Source organism: Oleiagrimonas citrea (genome assembly GCF_012395255.1).
GTDB lineage: Bacteria > Pseudomonadota > Gammaproteobacteria > Xanthomonadales > Rhodanobacteraceae > Oleiagrimonas > Oleiagrimonas citrea.
This window is the reverse complement of sequence record NZ_JAAZQD010000001.1, coordinates 178,250-196,688: the sequence shown is the minus strand read 5'-3', so window position 1 is coordinate 196,688 and position 18,439 is coordinate 178,250. Positions and strand designations below refer to the sequence as shown.

Here is an 18,439-nt window from a genome sequence, read left to right as displayed (position 1 = left end):
TTTCGCATTCTGCGGCCCTGAACGGCCGCGACTGGATCCTCGCCGCGGCGGGATCGCAAAGGTAAAGGTCATGGCATACGGTCCCGAACCCAAACAGCACCAGGTCGTCTACACGACGCTGCACCACGACAAGCCGTGGTCCCTGGAAAGCTACCGCGCGAGCGGCGGCTGGAAGGCCTGGGAGAAGATCCTGGCCGAGAAGCCGGATCCGGCTTCCATCATTGACGCGGTCAAGGCCAGCGGCCTGCGCGGTCGCGGCGGCGCAGGCTTCCCGACCGGGCTGAAGTGGTCCTTCATGCCGAAGGGCGACATGCAGAAGTACATCCTGTGCAACTCGGACGAGTCCGAGCCGGGTACCTGCAAGGACCGCGACATCCTCCGCTTCAATCCGCATTCCGTGCTCGAGGGCATGGCCATCGCGTGCTACGCGACGGGTTCGACCGCCGCCTACAACTACATGCGCGGCGAGTTCCACCACGAACCGTTCGAGCATATCGAAGAGGCGCTGAAGGAAGCCTACGAGGCCGGCCTGCTGGGCAAGAACATCCAGGGCACGGGCATCGACGTGGACATTCATAACGCGCTCGGCGCCGGTGCCTACATCTGCGGCGAGGAAACCGCATTGATGGAGTCGCTGGAAGGCAAGAAGGGCCAGCCGCGCTTCAAGCCGCCGTTCCCGGCCAACTTCGGTCTGTACGGCAAGCCGTCCACCATCAACAACACCGAGACCTATGCTTCAGTGCCGGCCATCCTGCGCAATGGCTCGGACTGGTTCCTGGAGCAGGGCAAGCCGAACAACGGCGGTCCGAAGATCTTCTCGGTGTCCGGCCACGTCAATAATCCGGGTAACTTCGAAATCCGTCTCGGCACGTCCTTCAAGGAGCTGCTGGAGATGGCCGGCGGCGTGCGCAACGGCAACAAACTCAAGGCCGTGATTCCCGGCGGTTCGTCGATGAAGGTGCTGCCGGCCGATGTCATCCTTGACTGCACCATGGATTACGACAGCCTGCAGCAGGCGGGTTCCGGTCTCGGTTCCGGCGCGGTCATCGTCATGGACGAGACCACCTGCATGGTCAAGGCCTGCCGCCGCATCTCGCAGTTCTACTTCAAGGAGTCCTGCGGCCAGTGCACGCCATGCCGCGAGGGCACCGGCTGGATGTACCGCGTGCTGTCGCGCATCGTCGAGGGCAAGGGCACCAAGGAAGATCTGCATCGCCTGAAGGCGGTGGCGGGTCAGATCGAGGGCCATACCATCTGTGCCTTCGGCGAAGCCGCCGCGTGGCCGGTGCAGGGCTTCCTGCACCACTTCTGGGACGAGTTCGAATATTTCGTCGAGCACGGCCGTTCGATGACCGAAGACAAGCTGGGAGTCGCCGCATAATGAGTGCGCAGCCCGCCAATAACACTCCGCCGGACATGGTCAACATCGAGATCGATGGCAAGGCCATGCAGGTGCCCAAGGGTTCGATGATCATCCAGGCCGCCGACAAGGCCGGGATCACGATTCCGCGTTTCTGCTATCACCCGAAACTGGCCATCGCCGCCAACTGCCGGCAGTGTCTGGTCGAGGTGGAGATGGGCGGTCGCGCGATTCCCAAGCCGCAGCCGGCCTGCGCCACGCCGGTGGGCGAGGGCATGAAGGTCTCCACGCGTTCGGACAAGGCGTTGCACTGGCAGCGTGACGTGATGGAGTTCCTGCTCATCAATCATCCGCTGGACTGCCCGATCTGCGATCAGGGCGGCGAGTGCGAGCTGCAGGACGTGGCGCTGGGCTACGGCCGTTCCGTCAGCCGTTACACCGAGCGCAAGCGCACGGTCGCCGACGAGAATCTCGGCCCGCTGATCGCCACCGAGATGACCCGCTGCATCCAGTGCACGCGCTGCGTGCGCTTCATGGGTGAGATCGCCGGCACCTACGAACTGGGTGGCATGAACCGCGGCGAGCGTCTGGAAATCGGCACCTACATCGGCAAGTCCATCGACAGCGAGATCGGCGGCAACATCATCGACGTGTGCCCGGTCGGCGCGCTGACCAACAAGCCGTTCCAGTTCCAGGCCCGCGCCTGGGAACTGCTGGCGCGTCCGTCCATCGGCTACCACGATGCGCTGGGCTCGAACCTGTGGCTGCATACGCGCCGCGGCGAAGTGCTGCGCACGGTGCCGCGTGACAACGAATCGATCAACGAATGCTGGCTGTCCGATCGTGATCGCTACAGCCATCAGGGGCTGTACGCCGACGATCGTCTGCACGTGCCGATGGTCAAGCGCGACGGCACCTGGCACGAAGTGCAGTGGGACGTGGCCCTGAAGGCGGCCGTCGACGCGCTGCGCGAAGCGGGACAGGACATCGGTTTCCTGGTCAGCCCCTTCACCAGCAACGAAGAAGGCGATCTGCTGCGCCGTCTGGCCAAGGGCCTGGGCAGCGCGCACATCGATCACCGTCTGCGCACGGTCGATTTCGCCGACGCACCCGTGGCGCGCACGTTCGGCACGCCGGTCGCCGAGATGGACAAGGTCGGCGCGGCGCTGCTGGTCGGCAGCAACCTGCGTCACGAGATGCCGTTGCTCGGCCATCGTCTGCGTCAGGCCGTGCGTCACGGCGCCGCCGTCCACGCGGTCGGCAGCCTCAAGATCGATCAGGGCTATGCGCTGGCCGGCGAGACCACGGTCGCCCCGCAGCATCTGCCTCAGGCGGTACTGGCGATCGCCAAGGTCGCCGCGGCCAAGAGCGAGCTGAAGCCGTCGTCGGCGCTGGCCGAGGTACTGAGCAGCGTCGAGAGCGATGCCGCGGCCGAGGCGGCCTTCGATGCCTTGAGCAAGGCTTCGCAGGCCGTGGTGGTGTTCGGCGAAATGGCCGCCACGCATCCGCAGGCATCCTGGCTGCGCGCGGCCGCGCGCTATGTCGCCGAAGCCGCGCAGGCCGGTTTCAACGAAATCCCGTTGGGCGCGAATGCGGTCGGCCTGGCGCGCGGCGACGTGCTGCCGGGCGAGGGCGGTCTCGATGCTCGCGCCATGCTGGCGCAGCCGCGTGACGCCTACGTGCTGTACGGCGTGGACATGCCGTACGACTTTGCTGACGATGCCACGGCGATGCAGTCGCTGTTGGGTGCGAACACCGTGGTCGCCTTCAGCGCCTACGCCGGTCGCAGCCTGCGCGATGTCGCCGACGTGATCCTGCCGCTGGCGCTGCTGCCGGAAATCGACGCCACGTTGACCAACGTGGACGGCATCGAGCAATCGCAGCCCGCCGGCGCGACCGCGCCGGGTCAGGCTCGGGCCGGATGGAAGATTCTTCGCGCCATCGGCGGCGAACTCGCGATCGAGGGTTTCGGTTTCGACGATTTCGCCGGCCTTCGCGCCGAGATGCATACATCCGAGCCGGCCGTGGTCGATGGTCTGTGCGAACGCGGTGCCGCGGCCTCCGGCCTGACGCGCATCGCCAGCATGCCGATCTACCGCAGTGATGCCGTGTTGCGTCGCGCGAAGGCGCTGAACGACCATCCGCTGACCCGCGGCGCCGCCCTGCGCTTGCATGCCGACGACGCGTCCCGTCTGGGACTTGTCGACGGTGGCCGGGCACGTGTTGGCGAAACGCGCGTGTTGCCGGTGGTCGTGGATGACGCGGTGCCGGTCGGCGCCGCCTGGATCGAGTCCGCCTATGCGGATACCGCTTCGCTGCCGCCGTATGGCGCAGCCCTCACTCTTAGCAAGGCGTAACCCATGGCCGACCTGCTGTTTCACGAGGTGCTTGTTCCGGTCCTGCTGATCTTCGCGATCATGCTGCCGGTGGTTCTGACGGTGGCCATGTTCGTGTACTGGGAACGCAAGGTCATCGGCTGGATGCACGTGCGCATGGGGCCGAACAAGATCGGTCCGCTGGGCCTGTTCCAGGCCTTCGCCGACGTGGTCAAGCTGCTGATCAAGGAAGTCCTTGTCCCGACCAACGCCAACAAGTTCCTGTTCTTCCTGGCGCCGCTGCTGGCGCTGATTCCGGCATTGGCGGCCTGGGCCGTGGTGCCGTTCGATCAGGGCATGGTGCTGGCCAACGTCAACGCCGGCGTGCTGTACCTGCTGGCGATGAGTTCGGTGGGCGTCTACGGCATTATCCTGGCGGGCTGGGCGTCGAACTCGCGCTACGCGCTGCTCGGTGCGATGCGTTCGGCGGCGCAGGTGATCTCTTACGAACTGGCCATGGGCATGGCGCTGGTCTGCGTGCTGGTGCTGGCCGGCAGCCTGAACCTGACCGCCATCGTCGACGCGCAGGCCGGTCCGAAGGGCATCTTCGACTGGTTCTGGCTTCCGCTGCTGCCGGTGTTCGTGATCTACTGGATCTCCGGCGTGGCCGAGACCAACCGCGCGCCGTTCGACGTCGCCGAAGGCGAGTCGGAAATCGTCGCCGGCTTCCACGTCGAGTATTCGGGTTCGGCCTTTGCGATCTTCTTCCTGGCCGAATACGCCAACATGATCCTGATCAGCTTCTTGGCAGCCGTGCTGTTCATGGGCGGCTGGCTGAGTCCGTTCCCGGTCTCGTGGGGCTGGATCGGTCACGGGAGCATCCTGTGGCTGTTCGCCAAGGCCTTCATCTTCTCGTTCTTCTTCCTGTGGTTCCGCGCCACCTTCCCGCGCTATCGCTATGACCAGATCATGCGTCTGGGCTGGAAGGTGTTCATTCCGATCACGATCGTCTGGGTGCTCGTAGCCGGCTGCATGAAGTACTTCGGCTGGGTCACGATCGGAGGTTGATCAGACATGTCCCGAATCACTAGCTACTTCAAGAGCCTGCTGCTCATCGAGATGTTCCAGGGCATGGGCCTGACGCTGCGCTACATGTTCAAGCCCAAGTACACGATGCGCTTCCCGATGGAGCACATCCCGAAGTCGAACCGCTTCCGCGGGCTGCATGCGCTGCGTCGCTACGCCAACGGCGAAGAGCGTTGCATCGCCTGCAAGCTGTGCGAGGCGGTGTGCCCGGCGCTGGCGATCACCATCGATTCCGCGCCGCGCGAAAGCGATGGCCAGCGGCGCACCACGCGCTACGACATCGACCTGTTCAAGTGCATCTACTGCGGCTTCTGCGAAGAGAGTTGCCCGGTGGACTCCATCGTCGAGACCTCGGTACATGAGTACCACTTCGAACAGCGTGGCGAGAACGTCGTGACCAAGCAGCAGCTGCTGGCCATCGGTGATCGCTACGAGCAGGAAATCGCTGCCGACCGCGCTCAGGACGCGGCCTACCGCTGAGGGGCATGGACGACATGAATCGAACGACATACGCGCGGCTGGCTGGAGAAGTGAAGTGAGCGCACAGCTACTGCAATTGATCTGTTTCTACGCCTTTGGCGCCGTGGCCGTGGCTTCGGCGCTGATGGTGATCACCCTGCGCAACAGCGTGCACGCGGTGCTGTCGCTGGTGCTGACCTTCTTCAGTGTCGCCAGCATCTGGCTGCTGGCGCAGGCCGAGTTCCTGGCCATCGCGCTGATCGTGGTCTACGTCGGTGCGGTGATGGTGCTGTTCCTGTTCGTGGTGATGATGCTGGACATCAACCTCGAACGCATGCGCGAAGGCTTCATCAAGTATCTGCCGGTCGGCATCATCGTGGCTGCCGTGATGCTGGTGGAGATGCTTGCGCTGATCGGCGTGCGCGCCATGCACGTGATGACGATGGGGCCGGATCCGGCCGCCGCCGCGGGCATGTCGAACACCGCCTGGCTGGGGCAGGCGCTGTACACGCGCTTCCTGCTTCCGTTCGAGATCGCGGCGCTGATTCTTACCGTCGGCCTGATCGCAGCCGTGGTGCTGACGCTGCGCCACAAGCCGCTGACCCGCCGACAGAACCCGGGCGACCAGGTGCGCGTGAGCAATCGCGACCGCGTCCGCGTCGTGAAGATGGATGCCGAGCGTCCGCAGGAGTCCGAATCATGATCACGCTTTCGCATTTCATCGTGCTCGGCGCCGTGCTGTTCTGCATCGCCGTGGCCGGCATCTTCATCAACCGCAAGAACGTCATCGTGCTGCTGATGTCGATCGAGTTGATGCTGCTGGCGGTGAACATCAACTTTGTCGCCTTCTCGCGCTTCAGTGGCGACGTGGCAGGGCAGGTGTTCGTGTTCTTCATTCTCACCGTGGCGGCGGCCGAAACGGCCATCGGCCTGGCGATCCTGACGCTGCTGTTCCGCAATCGCAGCACGATCAACATCGCCGAAATCGATTCGATGAAGGGTTAAGGGCACATGCACGAGCTATCCACCTCCATCCTGTTGATCATCGCGCTGGCACCGCTGGCCGGTGCCGTGCTGGCCGGCTTCCTGGGCCGCACCATCGGACGCGCCGGATCGCATACGGTCACCATCCTCGGCGTGGCGATTTCCTGCGTGCTGTCCTTCTACGTCCTCTACCAGCTGGTGTGGGGCGGGGCAGCCAACTACAACCACGACCTCTACACCTGGTTCCAGGTCGGCAAGTTCAACGCCAGCGTCGGCTTCATGATCGATCGCCTCAGCGCGATGATGATGGTCGTTGTCACCTTCGTTTCGCTGATGGTGCACATCTACACCATCGGCTACATGGCCGACGATGACGGTTACACGCGCTTCTTCAGCTACATCGCGCTGTTCACCTTCGCCATGCTGATGCTGGTGATGAGCAACAACTTCATGCAGCTGTTCTTCGGCTGGGAAGGCGTGGGCCTGGTTTCGTACTTGCTGATCGGTTTCTACTTCAAGCGCCCGAGCGCGACCTTCGCCAATCTGAAGGCGTTCCTGGTCAACCGCGTGGGCGACTTCGGCTTCGTGCTGGGCATCGGCGCGGTGCTGTATTTCCTCGGCACACTCGACTACCAGACCGCGTTCGACGCCGCGCCGACCCTGGTCGGCCAGACCCTGCACATCACCCAGAACCACGCTTGGAGTGCGGCCACGGTGATCGGCATCCTGCTGTTCATCGGCGCCATGGGCAAGTCGGCACAGGTGCCGCTGCACGTGTGGCTGCCGGACTCGATGGAAGGCCCGACGCCGATCTCCGCGCTGATCCATGCCGCGACCATGGTCACGGCGGGCATCTTCATGGTCGCGCGCATGTCGCCGATCTTCGAGCTGTCGTCGACGGCGCTGAGCTTCATCATGGTGATCGGCGCCACCGGCGCACTGTTCACCGGCATGATCGGCATTGTGCAGAACGACATCAAACGTGTGGTGGCGTACTCGACGCTGTCGCAGCTGGGCTACATGACCGTGGCGCTGGGCGTGTCCGCCTACGCCGGCGCGGTCTACCATCTGATGACGCACGCGTTCTTCAAGGCGCTGCTGTTCCTGGGCGCCGGCTCGGTCATCATCGCCATGCACCACGAGCAGGACATGCGCCATATGGGCGGCCTGCGCAAATACATGCCGATCACCTACATCACCATGTGGGTCGGTTCGCTGGCGCTGTGCGGCGTGCCGTTCTTCTCCGGCTTCTACTCCAAGGACGCCATCATCGAGGCGGCCGGTGAGTCGCATCGCTGGGGCGCGCACTACGCTTACTTCTGCGTGCTGATGGGCGCGCTGGTCACGGCGTTGTACACCTTCCGCCAGATGCACCTGACCTTCCACGGCAAGGAGCGCTTCAAGGTGGTCGAGTCGCATGGCCACGGTCATGACGACCACGACGATCACCACCACGAACCGGGCGTCCTGGCGCATGCGCCGAAGGAATCCCCGTGGGTAGTGACGGTGCCGCTGGTGATGCTGGCGATCCCGTCGCTGCTGATCGGCTTCTTCACCGTCGGTCCGATGCTGTTCGGCGACTGGTTCGGCAAGGCCATCCACGTGACCGAAGCGCACAACGTGCTGGCCGAGATGGGTACCGAGTTCCACGGCGCGCTGGCGATGGCACTGCACGGCTTCACGCAGACGCCGTTCTGGCTGGTCGTGGCCGGTTTCGCCATCACCACCTACGTCTACATTTTCAATCCGGCCATGGCGGGGCGCATCCAGCGCATCTTCAAGCCGGTCTACGTGGTGCTCGACCGCAAGTTCTGGGTCGACGAGGTCTACCTCGCGATCTTCGCCCGCGGTGGCGTCAAGCTGGGCCGTCTGTTCTGGAAGGCCGGCGACACCGCCGTCATCGACGGCGCCATCGACGGCTCGGCGAGCCTCGTGCAGCGCATCGCCGCCGGCATGCGTCGCCTGCAGTCGGGTTACCTCTATCACTACGCGTTCGCCATGATCCTCGGCCTGATCCTGCTTCTGGGCGGGTTCTGGTGGTTCGGGCACGTTTGAGCAATCAGGGAAGCAAGGACCTATGTCGAATCATCTGCTTAGCCTGCTGATCTGGCTGCCCATGGCCGGTGCCGTGCCGGTGCTGATCGCCGGTGCGCGCGGCAGCGCCAGTCGCTGGATCGCTCTGGCCGTCGCGGTCGCGACGTTTGTGGCCAGCCTGTTCCTGCTGCCGGCCTACCACACGGACGGCGCGGTCATGCAGCTGGTTGAATCCACCCCGTGGATCGCCTCGCTGCATGTCAATTACGCGTTGGGCGTGGACGGCATCTCGGTGGCGTTGATCCTGCTGACGAGCTTCGTCGGCGTGCTGGTCATCGTTGGTGCCTGGGACGTCATCAAGGACAACAAGCCGCATCAGTACATGGCCGCCATGCTGGTATTGGAAGGCCTGCTGATCGGTGTGTTCTGCGCCACCGACGCGCTGCTGTTCTACGTGTTCTTCGAGGCCATGCTGATTCCGATGTTCATCCTCATCGGCATCTGGGGCGGGCCGCGCCGCGTGTACGCGACGCTGAAGTTCTTCATCTACACGTTCCTCGGCTCGATCTTCATGCTGGTCGGCCTGATTTACCTGTATCACAAGGCCGGAACCTTCGACATGGCCACACTGGCGCATCTGCCGCTGACCATGAAGGAGCAGAGCTGGCTGTTCTTCGCCTTCCTGATTGCGTTCGCCATCAAGATCCCGATGGTGCCGGTGCACACCTGGCTGCCCGACGCCCACGTCGAGGCGCCGACCGGCGGTTCAGTGGTGCTGGCGGCGGTGATGCTGAAGGTGGGTGGCTACGGTTTCCTGCGCTTCTCGCTGCCGATCGTGCCGGACGCCTCGGCGCACTACGCCTGGCTGGTGATCGTGCTGAGCCTGATTCCGGTGGTCTACATCGGCTACGTGGCGCTGGTGCAGGAGGACATGAAGAAGCTGGTGGCGTATTCGTCCATCGCGCACATGGGCTTCGTCACCCTGGGCATCTTCATCGCCTTCATGCTGGTGCGTGACCTGGGCAACGTGGACGCGGCCAACCTGGGCGTGCAGGGCGCGATGGTGCAGATGATGTCGCACGGTTTCGTGTCGGGCGCCATGTTCTCGTGCATCGGCGTGATGTACGACCGCCTGCACACCCGCATGATCAAGGACTACGGCGGTCTGGTGAACGTGATGCCGTGGTTCACCTTCTTCATGGTGTTCTTCGCCATGGCCAACTGCGGCCTGCCGGGCACCAGCGGTTTCGTCGGCGAATTCATGGTGATTCTGGCCAGCTTCAGCGCCAACCCGTGGATCGCGCTGATCGCCGCCTTCACGCTCATCATCGGCGCGGCCTACACCCTGTGGCTGGTCAAGCGCGTGGTGTGGGGCAAGGTGACCAACGAGAAGGTTGCCGCGATGAAGGACATCAATGGCCGAGAGGCTTTCGTGCTGACGGCGTTCGCGGTGGTGGTGCTCGCCATCGGCGTGTGGCCGCAGCCTCTGGTGCATCTGATGGGCGGCTCGATCGACCATCTGGTGCAACAACTGGCCATCAGCAAGATCTGAGGACTGCCGCATGCTGAGCTGGAACGACATACTCATCCTCCTGCCGGAGATCTACCTGGTCGCGGCGGTGTGCGTGCTGCTGCTGATGGACGCGTTCATCCGCGAGGAACAGCGCAACGCGACCCACTGGTTGGCCATTGCGATCACCGCGATCACCGGGTTTCTGGTGGTCACCGGTCAGCCGCCGCACGCGTTGAGCGCTTTCGGAGGGATGTTCATCCGCGATCGCGTCAGCGAGATTCTCAGCCTGTTCGCGCTGATTTCGGTGCTGCTGGTGTTCGTGTTCTCGCGCCCGTACCTCAAGGACCGCAAGCTGTGGCACGGCGAGTTCTACGTGCTGACGCTGTTCGCGGTGCTGGGCGTGATGCTGCTGGTTTCCGCCGGCAGCCTGATCACCGTGTACCTGGGGCTGGAGCTGCTGACGCTGTCCTCGTATGCGCTGGTAGCGTTCAATCGCGATTCGCGCCTGTCTTCGGAAGCGGCGATCAAATACTTCGTGCTGGGCGCGCTGGCCTCCGGTTCGCTGCTGTACGGCATGTCGATGATCTACGGCGCCACGGGCACGCTGGATCTGGCGCATCTGCACGCTGCGGCGATGCAGACGGACATGCCGAATCTGCTGCGCTTCGGTCTGATCTTCATGATCGTGGGCATCGCCTTCAAGCTGGGCGCGGCGCCGTTCCACATGTGGCTGCCGGACGTCTACCAGGGCGCGCCGACGGCGACAGTGACCTTCGTCGCCTCCGCTTCCAAGCTGGCCGCCTTTGGTATGGCCTACCGTCTGCTGAGCGCGTTCGGTCCGGGCGACCTGCTGCATCAGTGGCAGTTGATGCTGGCGGTGCTGGCCGTACTCTCGCTGGTGATCGGTAATCTGGTCGCCATCGTGCAGACCAACATCAAGCGTCTGCTCGCCTATTCGACCATCGCGCACATGGGCTATCTGCTGCTGGGTCTGGTCAATGCCTCACCGTCCGGCTACGCCGCGGCGATGTTCTACGCGATCAGCTACGCGCTGATGTCGACGGTCGCGTTCGGCGTGATCCTGGCGATGTCGCGCGCGGGCTTCGAGTGCGAGGAGATCGATGACTTCAAGGGGCTCAACGAGCGTTCGCGCTGGATGGCCTTCCTGATGATGCTGGCGATGTTCTCGCTGGCCGGCGTGCCGCCGCTGTTCGGCTTCTTCGCCAAGCTGCTGATCCTGAAGGCAGCCATCGACGCCGGCATGATGTGGCTGGCCATCGTTGCCATCGTCGCCGCCATCGTGGGTCTGTACTACTACCTGCGCGTGGTCAAGGTGATGTACTTCGACAAGCCGGTCGAAGGCGTCGAGATCAAGCCGCAGAACGATATGCCGATGCGCTGGATGCTCTCGCTGAACGCGCTCGCGCTGCTGGCGCTGGGCTTGTACTGGGGTCCGTTGTTCTCGTGGTGCCAGCAGGCGTTCGCAGGCTGAAGCTGGCATGTCCGATTTGCAGAAAAAAACCTTTTTTCGTGTAGATTGGTATTGCCAAGTGAACGCTGCGCCGCTATAGTTTCCCTTCTCCGGTGCGGGGTGGAGCAGTCTGGCAGCTCGTCGGGCTCATAACCCGAAGGTCGTAGGTTCGAATCCTACCCCCGCTACCAGAACTTTCGGCAAAAAAGCCTCCTCGTGAGGCTTTTTTGTTAGGGGCCATGGCCCCGAGCGCATGGATGCGCGACGCCGGTGTCGGAGCCAACGGCAACGCTATGGAAATGGGCGTCATGCCCATTTTTTGTTTTTGAATTATGGAGTCGCGATCGATTTGGACACGCAGGCCCTTGCCCAACGCTTTGACGAGATCATTGCCGATCTCGAACTGACCTGCCTCGGAGTGGAGTGGATCCCCTCGGGTGGGCAGGGCACGCTGCGCGTCTACATTGATGCCGAAGACCGCGAGGTCGGCATTGACGATTGCGAGTCGGCCAGTCGCGAATTGTCCGCGACGCTGGATGTCGAAGATCCGATTCCCGGGCATTATGTGCTGGAGGTGTCCTCGCCGGGCATCGATCGGCCGTTGTTCACGGCGGATCATTTCGCGCAGCTCGTCGGTGACGAAGTCAAGGTGGTGCTGAAGGCGCCGATCAACAATCGTCGTCGTCTGCGCGGCCGGATCGTCGAGGCCGCGCCGGAACGCATCGTGGTCGAAGTCGATGGCGTCGGTCCCTTCGAGTTCGCGCATGCCGACGTGGAGAGTGCGCGGTTGGTACCCGACTGGCAGGCGTTGGGCTATGCGCCCGCACCGAAGTCGGGCGGCAAGGGCAAGAAACACTGATTTTTTGATACGGACGCCACGATGGCGTTCGCGGAGTGGCGGCAATGAGCAAAGAACTGTTGCTGGTGGTGGACGCGGTAGCCAATGAAAAGGGCGTGTCGCGCGACATCATTTTCCAGGCGATGGAAGCGGCACTGGCCTCGGCGGCCAAGAAGCGCTATCCGGACGAGGATGCGGACATCCGCGTCGAGATCGACCGTGAAACGGGTGACTACGAGACCTTCCGTCGTTGGGAGATCGTGGCCGACGACATCGAGATGGAATCGCCGTATCGCCAGATCCGCATGATGGACGCCGTGGACGAGCGCGCCGATGCCGAGATCGGCGAGTACATCGAGGAACAGATCGAGAACGCCGAGTTCGGGCGCATCGCTGCCCAGGCTGCCAAGCAGGTCATCGTGCAGCGTGTGCGCGAGGCCGAGCGTGCCCTGGTGGTCGAGGCTTATGAGGATCGCGTCGGCGAACTCATCACCGGCATCGTCAAGCGTGTCGAGCGCGGCAACATCTACCTGGATCTGGGCGGCAACGCCGAGGCCTTCATTCCGCGCGACAAGTCGATTCCGCGCGAACCGGTGCGCGTCGGCGACCGCTTGCGCGGTTACTTGTACGAAGTGCGCTCGGAAATCCGCGGGCCGCAGCTGTTCGTGTCGCGCACCGCGCCGGAATTCATGATCGAGCTGTTCAAGCTCGAGGTGCCGGAAGTGGGCCAGGGCCTGGTCGAGATCATGGGCTGCGCCCGTGACGCTGGCGACCGCGCCAAGATCGCGGTGCTCGCGCATGACGCGCGTACCGATCCCATCGGCGCCTGCATCGGCATGCGTGGTTCGCGCGTGCAGGCGGTGACCAACGAGCTCAACGGCGAGCGCGTGGACATCATCCTGTGGCACGAGAATCAGGCGCAGTTCGTCATCAACGCGATGGCGCCGGCCGAGGTGCAGTCGATCATCATGGATGAAGACAAGCACTCCATGGACATCGCGGTGGCGGAGGACAAACTGTCCCAGGCCATCGGTCGCGGCGGCCAGAACGTGCGTCTGGCCAGCAAGCTGACTGGCTGGCAGCTCAACGTGATGACGCAGGACCAGGTGCAGGAGAAGAGCGAGGCCGAACAGGAGGCATCGCGCCAGCTGTTCATGGACAAGCTCGAGGTCGATGAGGAAATCGCCAATATCCTGGTGCAGGAAGGTTTCTCCAGTATCGAGGAAGTGGCCTACGTGCCGACCGGCGAGCTGCTGGCCGTGGAAGGCTTCGACGAGGACATCGTCGAGGAACTGCGCGCCCGTGCCCGCGACGCGCTGTTGACGGCGGCGCTGGCGGTCGAGGAAGGCCTGGAAGAACACACCCCCGCCGAAGACCTGCTGTCGCTGGAAGGCATGGACGAGGCTACGGCCTATGCTCTTGCCGAGCGCGGCGTGACCACGGCGGATGACCTGGCCGACCAGGCGGTCGATGATCTCATCGACATGGACGGCATGGACGAGGAACGCGCTGCAGCGTTGATCATGGCCGCACGTGCGCCGATGATTGCACGTCTGGAGCAGGAAGGCTGATCGAGCACGGATGCATGCCCGGACGGCGTGCATCTGGGGAAGCTGAGATGCTTCCCGCCAGGGACGGAACGGCTGTGTCGGGCAACACGGCGACACACAAGAAGATCGCGGGAAAGGCGGAGTAAGAGAACGATGTCGGACGTCACCATCAAGCAATTGGCCAAGGTCCTGGACCTGCCTGTGGACAAGCTGCTCGCGCAGCTTGGCGAAGCGGGCATGGAGTTCTCCGACCCCGATCAGGTCATCAGCAATACCGAAAAAATGAAGCTGCACGGCTTCCTGCGCCGCAAGCATGGCAAGGGTGGAAGCGGTGAAAGCGAAGCGGCTTCGGCCGGACCGAAGCAGGTGACTCTGCGTCGACGCAAGGTCAGCGAACTCAAGGTTGCCTCCGGCAGCGGACGCGCGGGTGCCCGTGGCGGTGCCAAGACGGTCAATGTCGAGGTGCGCTCCAAGCGCACCTATGTGAAGCGCAGCGCCATCAGTGAAGACGCCTCGGCCGATGTCGAGCGCGAAGAGGCCGCGCGCAAGCTGCAGGAATCGCAGGAGCAGCGCCAGCGCGAAGAGACGGAGCGCGCCGAGCAGCAGAAGCAGCGCCGCGAGGAAGCCGAGCGCAAGCTTCAGCAGGAAGAGGACGCGCGTCGTCAGGCCGAAGAGGCGGCGGCTGCCGCTCAGGCCGAGGCCGAAGCAAACGAGCAGGCGAAGGCCCAGGCTGAAGCCGAAGCGCAGGCCAAAGCTGAGGCCGAATCTTCCAGCGTTCCCGAAACCATCGAGGAACCGGTCGATACGTCGGAGACGACCGTCGAAGCCGAGTCTGAATCCGTGTCCGTCAAGGATACGAAGGACAGCGAAGCTTCGAAGGAAAAGAAGGACGCATGGTCCATGCCGGTCATGCCGCGCGTGCACGATCAGCCCAAGCGCCGCGAGCGCGTGCGCGAAGTCTCGCGCGAAGAGGCCATGGGTCGTCCCAAGCCGACGGCGAAGGCGGCGGCTCCCGAGAAGAAGGCCAAGGACGAGCGCGAAGAGCGCACCACGGGCGGAAAGGGCGGCAAGGGCGGCAAGAAATTCGGCAGCGGCAAGCTGCATCTGTCCGACGCCGATCGTGCGCGCCGCAGCAGTGGTCGTCGTCGTGGCCGCGGCAGTGAGCGTCCATCCGCCGGTGGCAGCGGCCCGCACGGCTTCTCCAAGCCGACCGCGCCGGTCGTGCGTGAAGTGGCTGTTGGCGAAGCCAATGTCGTCAGCGAACTGGCGCAGAAGATGGCCGTGAAAGGCTCGGAGGTCGTCAAGGCCCTCTTCAACATGGGCATGATGGCCACCATCAATCAGGTCATCGACCACGACACCGCGGTGCTGGTGGTCGAAGAACTGGGTCACAAGCCCGTGCAGGAAGAGGACAAGGGCGCCGAGGCCGCGCTGCTGGAGCATGCGGCCACGAGCGAGGAACAGGGCGAGAAGCTGCCGCGTCCGCCGGTGGTCACCATCATGGGCCATGTCGATCACGGCAAGACTTCGCTGCTGGACTACATCCGCCGCGCCAAGGTCGCCACGGGCGAGGCGGGCGGCATCACGCAGCACATCGGTGCCTACCACGTGACCACCGACAAGGGTGTCATCACGTTCCTGGATACCCCGGGCCATGCCGCGTTCACATCGATGCGCGCCCGCGGAGCCCAGTCCACGGATATCGTGGTGCTGGTGGTCGCGGCCGATGACGGCGTCAAGCCGCAGACGGTCGAGGCCATCAAGCATGCTCGCGCAGCGAATGTGCCGCTGATCGTCGCAGTCAACAAGATCGACAAGTCCGACGCCAATCCCGACAACGTCAAGCAGGGGCTGGTCGCCGAAGAGGTCGTGCCGGAAGACTGGGGCGGTGACGTGCAATTCGTGCCCGTGTCGGCCAAGACCGGCCAGGGCATCGATGATCTGCTCGACTCGATCTCTCTGCAGGCCGAGCTGATGGAGCTGACCGCGGTGCATGACGGTCCGGCCTCCGGTGTGGTCATCGAATCGCGCCTGGATCGCGGTCGCGGCCCGATGGCGACGATGCTGGTGCAGCGCGGCACGCTGAAGAAGAGCGACTACGCCGTCTGCGGCGTCGAGTACGGTCGCATGCGCGCCCTGATCGACGAGAACGGCAAGTCGGTCGCCGAAGCCGGTCCGTCCATTCCGGTGCAGGTGCTGGGCCTTTCCGGCGTGCCGGAGGCGGGTGACGATTTCGTGGTCGTGGCCGACGAACGCCTGGCCAAGGAAGTCGCGCAGGAACGCGAACAGCGCCGTCGCGAGACGCGCCTGGTCAGCAAGTCCAACCGTCTCGAGGACATCATGGCGCAGATGGGCCAGAGCGAGGAGCAGCAGCAGCTGAACATCCTCATCAAGGCCGATGTGCAGGGTTCCGCCGAGGCGCTGCGCGAGTCGCTGACGCAGATCGGCAACGAGCTGGTGAAGGTCAACGTGGTGTCCTCCGGTGTCGGCGGCATCACCGAGTCCGACGCCACGCTGGCCGCGGCCTCCAAGGCGCTGGTGATCGGCTTCAACGTGCGTGCCGACGCCTCGGCGCGCAAGGTGATCGACACGGCCGGTCTGGACGTGCGTTACTTCTCGATCATCTATGACGTGATCGACCAGGTGACCCAGGCGGCTACCGGCCTGCTGGGCAACGAGATCCGCGAGGAGATCATCGGCACTGCCGAGGTGCGCGACGTGTTCCGCAGCTCGAAGTTCGGCGCCGTGGCCGGCTGCATGGTGTCCGAGGGCACGGTCAAGCGCAGCAAGCCGATCCGCGTGCTGCGTGACAACACCGTGATCTTCGAGGGTGAGCTGGAATCCTTGCGACGCTTCAAGGAGAACGTCGAGGAAGTGAAGTCCGGCACCGAGTGCGGTATCGGCGTCAAGCAGTACAACGACGTCAAGCCGGGCGACCAGATCGAGTGCTTCGAGCGCATCGAAGTCGCGCGCACGTTGTAAGTTCACGGTATCCGGGGCGGGGCGCTTTCATGCGCCTCGCCGTACCGGAGCCAGTATTTCCGATCCTTCCCCCCTGTTCCGGATCTTCGTCATGCCTTCCCGCGATTTCAAACGCAGTGACCGTATCTCGGCGATGTTGCGCCGTGAGGTCGGTGTGCTCGTCCATGCGGCGGCGCGCGATCACGGTCTGCCGTCGGCGAGCGTGTCCGACGTCGAAGCGACCAAGGATCTGGACGTGGCCACCGTCTGGGTGACGGTGTTGCAGCCGGAGCGGGCCGCGGAGGCCGTCAAGGCGCTCAACGAGTTGGCCGGCGAGTTCCGTCGCGAGCTGTCGCGCACGCTTCGTATTCGTCGTGTGCCCGAGCTGCGCTTCAAGTACGACAAGTCGGTCGAGCAGGGCGAACGCATCGAATCCCTGCTGCAGCAGGAAAAGGACCAGGGTCGCCTGTAAGCGACGTCCGGGTACTGCCTTTTTCGTTTTTCATGCCTGTCAACCACACCCGCCGCCGTCCCCGACGCGCCGTCCACGGCATCGTGCTGCTGGACAAGCCACTGGGCCTGAGTTCCAACAAGGCGCTGCAGGTGGTGCGAGGCATTTTCGGTGCGGCCAAAGCCGGTCATACCGGCAGCCTCGATCCGCTGGCGACCGGACTCCTGCCGATCTGCCTGGGCGAGGCGACCAAGGTCGCCGGTTTGCTGCTCGGTTCACGCAAGGCCTACGAGGCGGAATGCCAGCTCGGTGTGGCTACCAATACGGACGATGGCGAAGGCGAGATCATCGCCCGGCACGCGGTGCCGTCGCTGGACGATGTGGCGCTTCGCGAGCATCTGGATGCCTTCGTCGGCCGCATCGCGCAGGTGCCGCCGGCCTATTCGGCCCTGAAGCGCGATGGCGTGCCGATGTACGTGCGTGCGCGTCGCGGCGAGGCGGTGGAACTGGATGCTCGCGAGGTGGAGATCCATCGGATCGACCTGCTGCATCGGGAAGACGATCGTCTGCGGTTGTATGTGGAATGCGGATCGGGCACTTACATTCGCAGTTTGGCCCGCGATCTGGGCGAGCGGATCGGTTGTGGCGCGTATCTGTGCGGGCTGCGGCGGACCTGGGTCGATCCGTTCCGCCAGCCGCAGATGTGGACACTGGATGCCCTGCGCGAGAAGGCCGAACAGGGCCAGCAGGCGCTGGATGCCTGTCTGCTGCCTCTGGATGCAGGGCTCGAGCACCTTCCCAGACTGGATCTGGATGCATCGCAAGGCACGGCAATGGGGCATGGTCAGGCCGTGCACCTCGCCTCCGTCGGTCCCGGTCTGTACCGTGCCTACGCCGCCGATGGGCGGCTCCTCGCACTGGCGGAGATGGGGCAGAATGGCGCTTTGCAGGTGAAGCGCGGCTTCAATTTGCCCCAAATTGCTGAATAAGCCGTGTTAAAGCCTTGTTGCAGCAACCGTCTGGACATTACAATAGGCGCTTGACCCGTAGCTTTTAACAACCACGCGGGGTTTGCGCAGCCGCATCGTTTCGGTGGTGCTTCGCAAGCCTCGCGCATGCTTTTTCTGAGGAACACGTTCATGTCGCTCACTGCGGAACAGACCAGCAAGATCATTGCCGAGTACGGCCACGACGCGAAGGACACCGGTTCGCCGGAGGTCCAGGTGGCCCTGCTGTCGGCGCGAATCAGCCACCTGACCGAGCACTTCAAGTCGCACAAGCAGGATCATCACTCCCGCCGCGGCCTGCTGAAGCTGGTCAATCAGCGCAAGCGCCTGCTCGGCTACCTCAAGCAGCGCGACACGGCGCGTTATCAGAGCCTGATCGAACGCCTCGGCCTGCGCCGTTGATCCCAGGT

The 18,439-nt window shown here is 63.9% G+C and carries 15 protein-coding genes and 1 tRNA gene; all 16 read left to right on the top strand.

Features of this window, described 5'->3' with window-relative positions:
• The first annotated feature begins 70 nt into the window (after positions 1–70).
• The 16 genes from nuoF (at position 71) to rpsO (ending at position 18,431) form a co-directional block, all read left to right on the top strand.
• On the top strand, positions 71–1,381 hold the full coding sequence (gene nuoF / locus HF690_RS00795; RefSeq protein ID WP_168608117.1) for an NADH-quinone oxidoreductase subunit NuoF: 1,311 nt from the start codon (positions 71–73) through the stop codon (positions 1,379–1,381).
• Positions 1,381–3,717 (top strand): NADH-quinone oxidoreductase subunit NuoG, encoded by a 2,337-nt coding sequence (gene nuoG, locus HF690_RS00790; RefSeq protein WP_168608116.1) that lies wholly within the window; start codon positions 1,381–1,383, stop codon positions 3,715–3,717. Before nuoF ends, nuoG begins: the two co-directional genes overlap by 1 nt.
• Before the next feature lie 3 nt (positions 3,718–3,720).
• Positions 3,721–4,743 carry an NADH-quinone oxidoreductase subunit NuoH gene (nuoH, locus tag HF690_RS00785; protein ID WP_113065021.1) on the top strand — a complete coding sequence of 341 codons (1,023 nt, stop codon included), beginning with the start codon at positions 3,721–3,723 and terminating at the stop codon, positions 4,741–4,743.
• A gap of 6 nt (positions 4,744–4,749) precedes the next feature.
• Complete coding sequence (gene nuoI, locus HF690_RS00780) at positions 4,750–5,241, top strand: NADH-quinone oxidoreductase subunit NuoI (RefSeq protein ID WP_113065020.1); 492 nt, start codon at positions 4,750–4,752, stop codon at positions 5,239–5,241.
• A gap of 55 nt (positions 5,242–5,296) precedes the next feature.
• Entirely contained in the window at positions 5,297–5,923 is a 627-nt protein-coding gene (locus HF690_RS00775; RefSeq protein ID WP_113065019.1) for an NADH-quinone oxidoreductase subunit J, read from the top strand.
• Positions 5,920–6,225, top strand: coding sequence for an NADH-quinone oxidoreductase subunit NuoK (gene nuoK / locus HF690_RS00770; RefSeq protein ID WP_043100717.1), 306 nt, complete (start codon positions 5,920–5,922; stop codon positions 6,223–6,225). Before HF690_RS00775 ends, nuoK begins: the two co-directional genes overlap by 4 nt.
• A 6-nt stretch (positions 6,226–6,231) precedes the next feature.
• Positions 6,232–8,259, top strand: a complete 2,028-nt coding sequence (gene nuoL, locus HF690_RS00765) for an NADH-quinone oxidoreductase subunit L (protein ID WP_168608115.1) — start codon at positions 6,232–6,234, stop codon at positions 8,257–8,259.
• A 22-nt stretch (positions 8,260–8,281) separates the two neighbouring features.
• Positions 8,282–9,790, top strand: a complete 1,509-nt coding sequence (locus HF690_RS00760; RefSeq protein ID WP_168608114.1) for an NADH-quinone oxidoreductase subunit M — start codon at positions 8,282–8,284, stop codon at positions 9,788–9,790.
• A 10-nt stretch (positions 9,791–9,800) separates the two neighbouring features.
• Positions 9,801–11,243, top strand: coding sequence for an NADH-quinone oxidoreductase subunit NuoN (gene nuoN, locus HF690_RS00755; protein WP_168608113.1), 1,443 nt, complete (start codon positions 9,801–9,803; stop codon positions 11,241–11,243).
• 93 nt (positions 11,244–11,336) lie between these two features.
• A tRNA-Met gene (locus HF690_RS00750) sits at positions 11,337–11,413 on the top strand.
• Positions 11,414–11,571: 158 nt separating this feature from the next.
• Positions 11,572–12,081, top strand: a complete 510-nt coding sequence (locus tag HF690_RS00745) for a ribosome maturation factor RimP (protein ID WP_168608112.1) — start codon at positions 11,572–11,574, stop codon at positions 12,079–12,081.
• A gap of 44 nt (positions 12,082–12,125) precedes the next feature.
• Complete coding sequence (gene nusA, locus HF690_RS00740) at positions 12,126–13,631, top strand: transcription termination factor NusA (protein ID WP_113065015.1); 1,506 nt, start codon at positions 12,126–12,128, stop codon at positions 13,629–13,631.
• Positions 13,632–13,763: 132 nt separating this feature from the next.
• Positions 13,764–16,592: a translation initiation factor IF-2 gene (gene infB, locus HF690_RS00735; RefSeq protein WP_113065014.1), complete on the top strand. Its 2,829-nt coding sequence runs from the start codon at positions 13,764–13,766 to the stop codon at positions 16,590–16,592.
• A 91-nt stretch (positions 16,593–16,683) separates the two neighbouring features.
• A complete protein-coding gene (gene rbfA, locus HF690_RS00730; RefSeq protein ID WP_168608111.1) occupies positions 16,684–17,043 on the top strand; it encodes a 30S ribosome-binding factor RbfA in 360 nt (119 codons plus the stop codon).
• A 32-nt stretch (positions 17,044–17,075) separates the two neighbouring features.
• Positions 17,076–18,011: a tRNA pseudouridine(55) synthase TruB gene (gene truB / locus HF690_RS00725; protein ID WP_168608110.1), complete on the top strand. Its 936-nt coding sequence runs from the start codon at positions 17,076–17,078 to the stop codon at positions 18,009–18,011.
• 150 nt (positions 18,012–18,161) lie between these two features.
• Positions 18,162–18,431 carry a 30S ribosomal protein S15 gene (rpsO, locus tag HF690_RS00720; protein WP_043100733.1) on the top strand — a complete coding sequence of 90 codons (270 nt, stop codon included), beginning with the start codon at positions 18,162–18,164 and terminating at the stop codon, positions 18,429–18,431.
• Positions 18,432–18,439 lie beyond the last annotated feature (8 nt).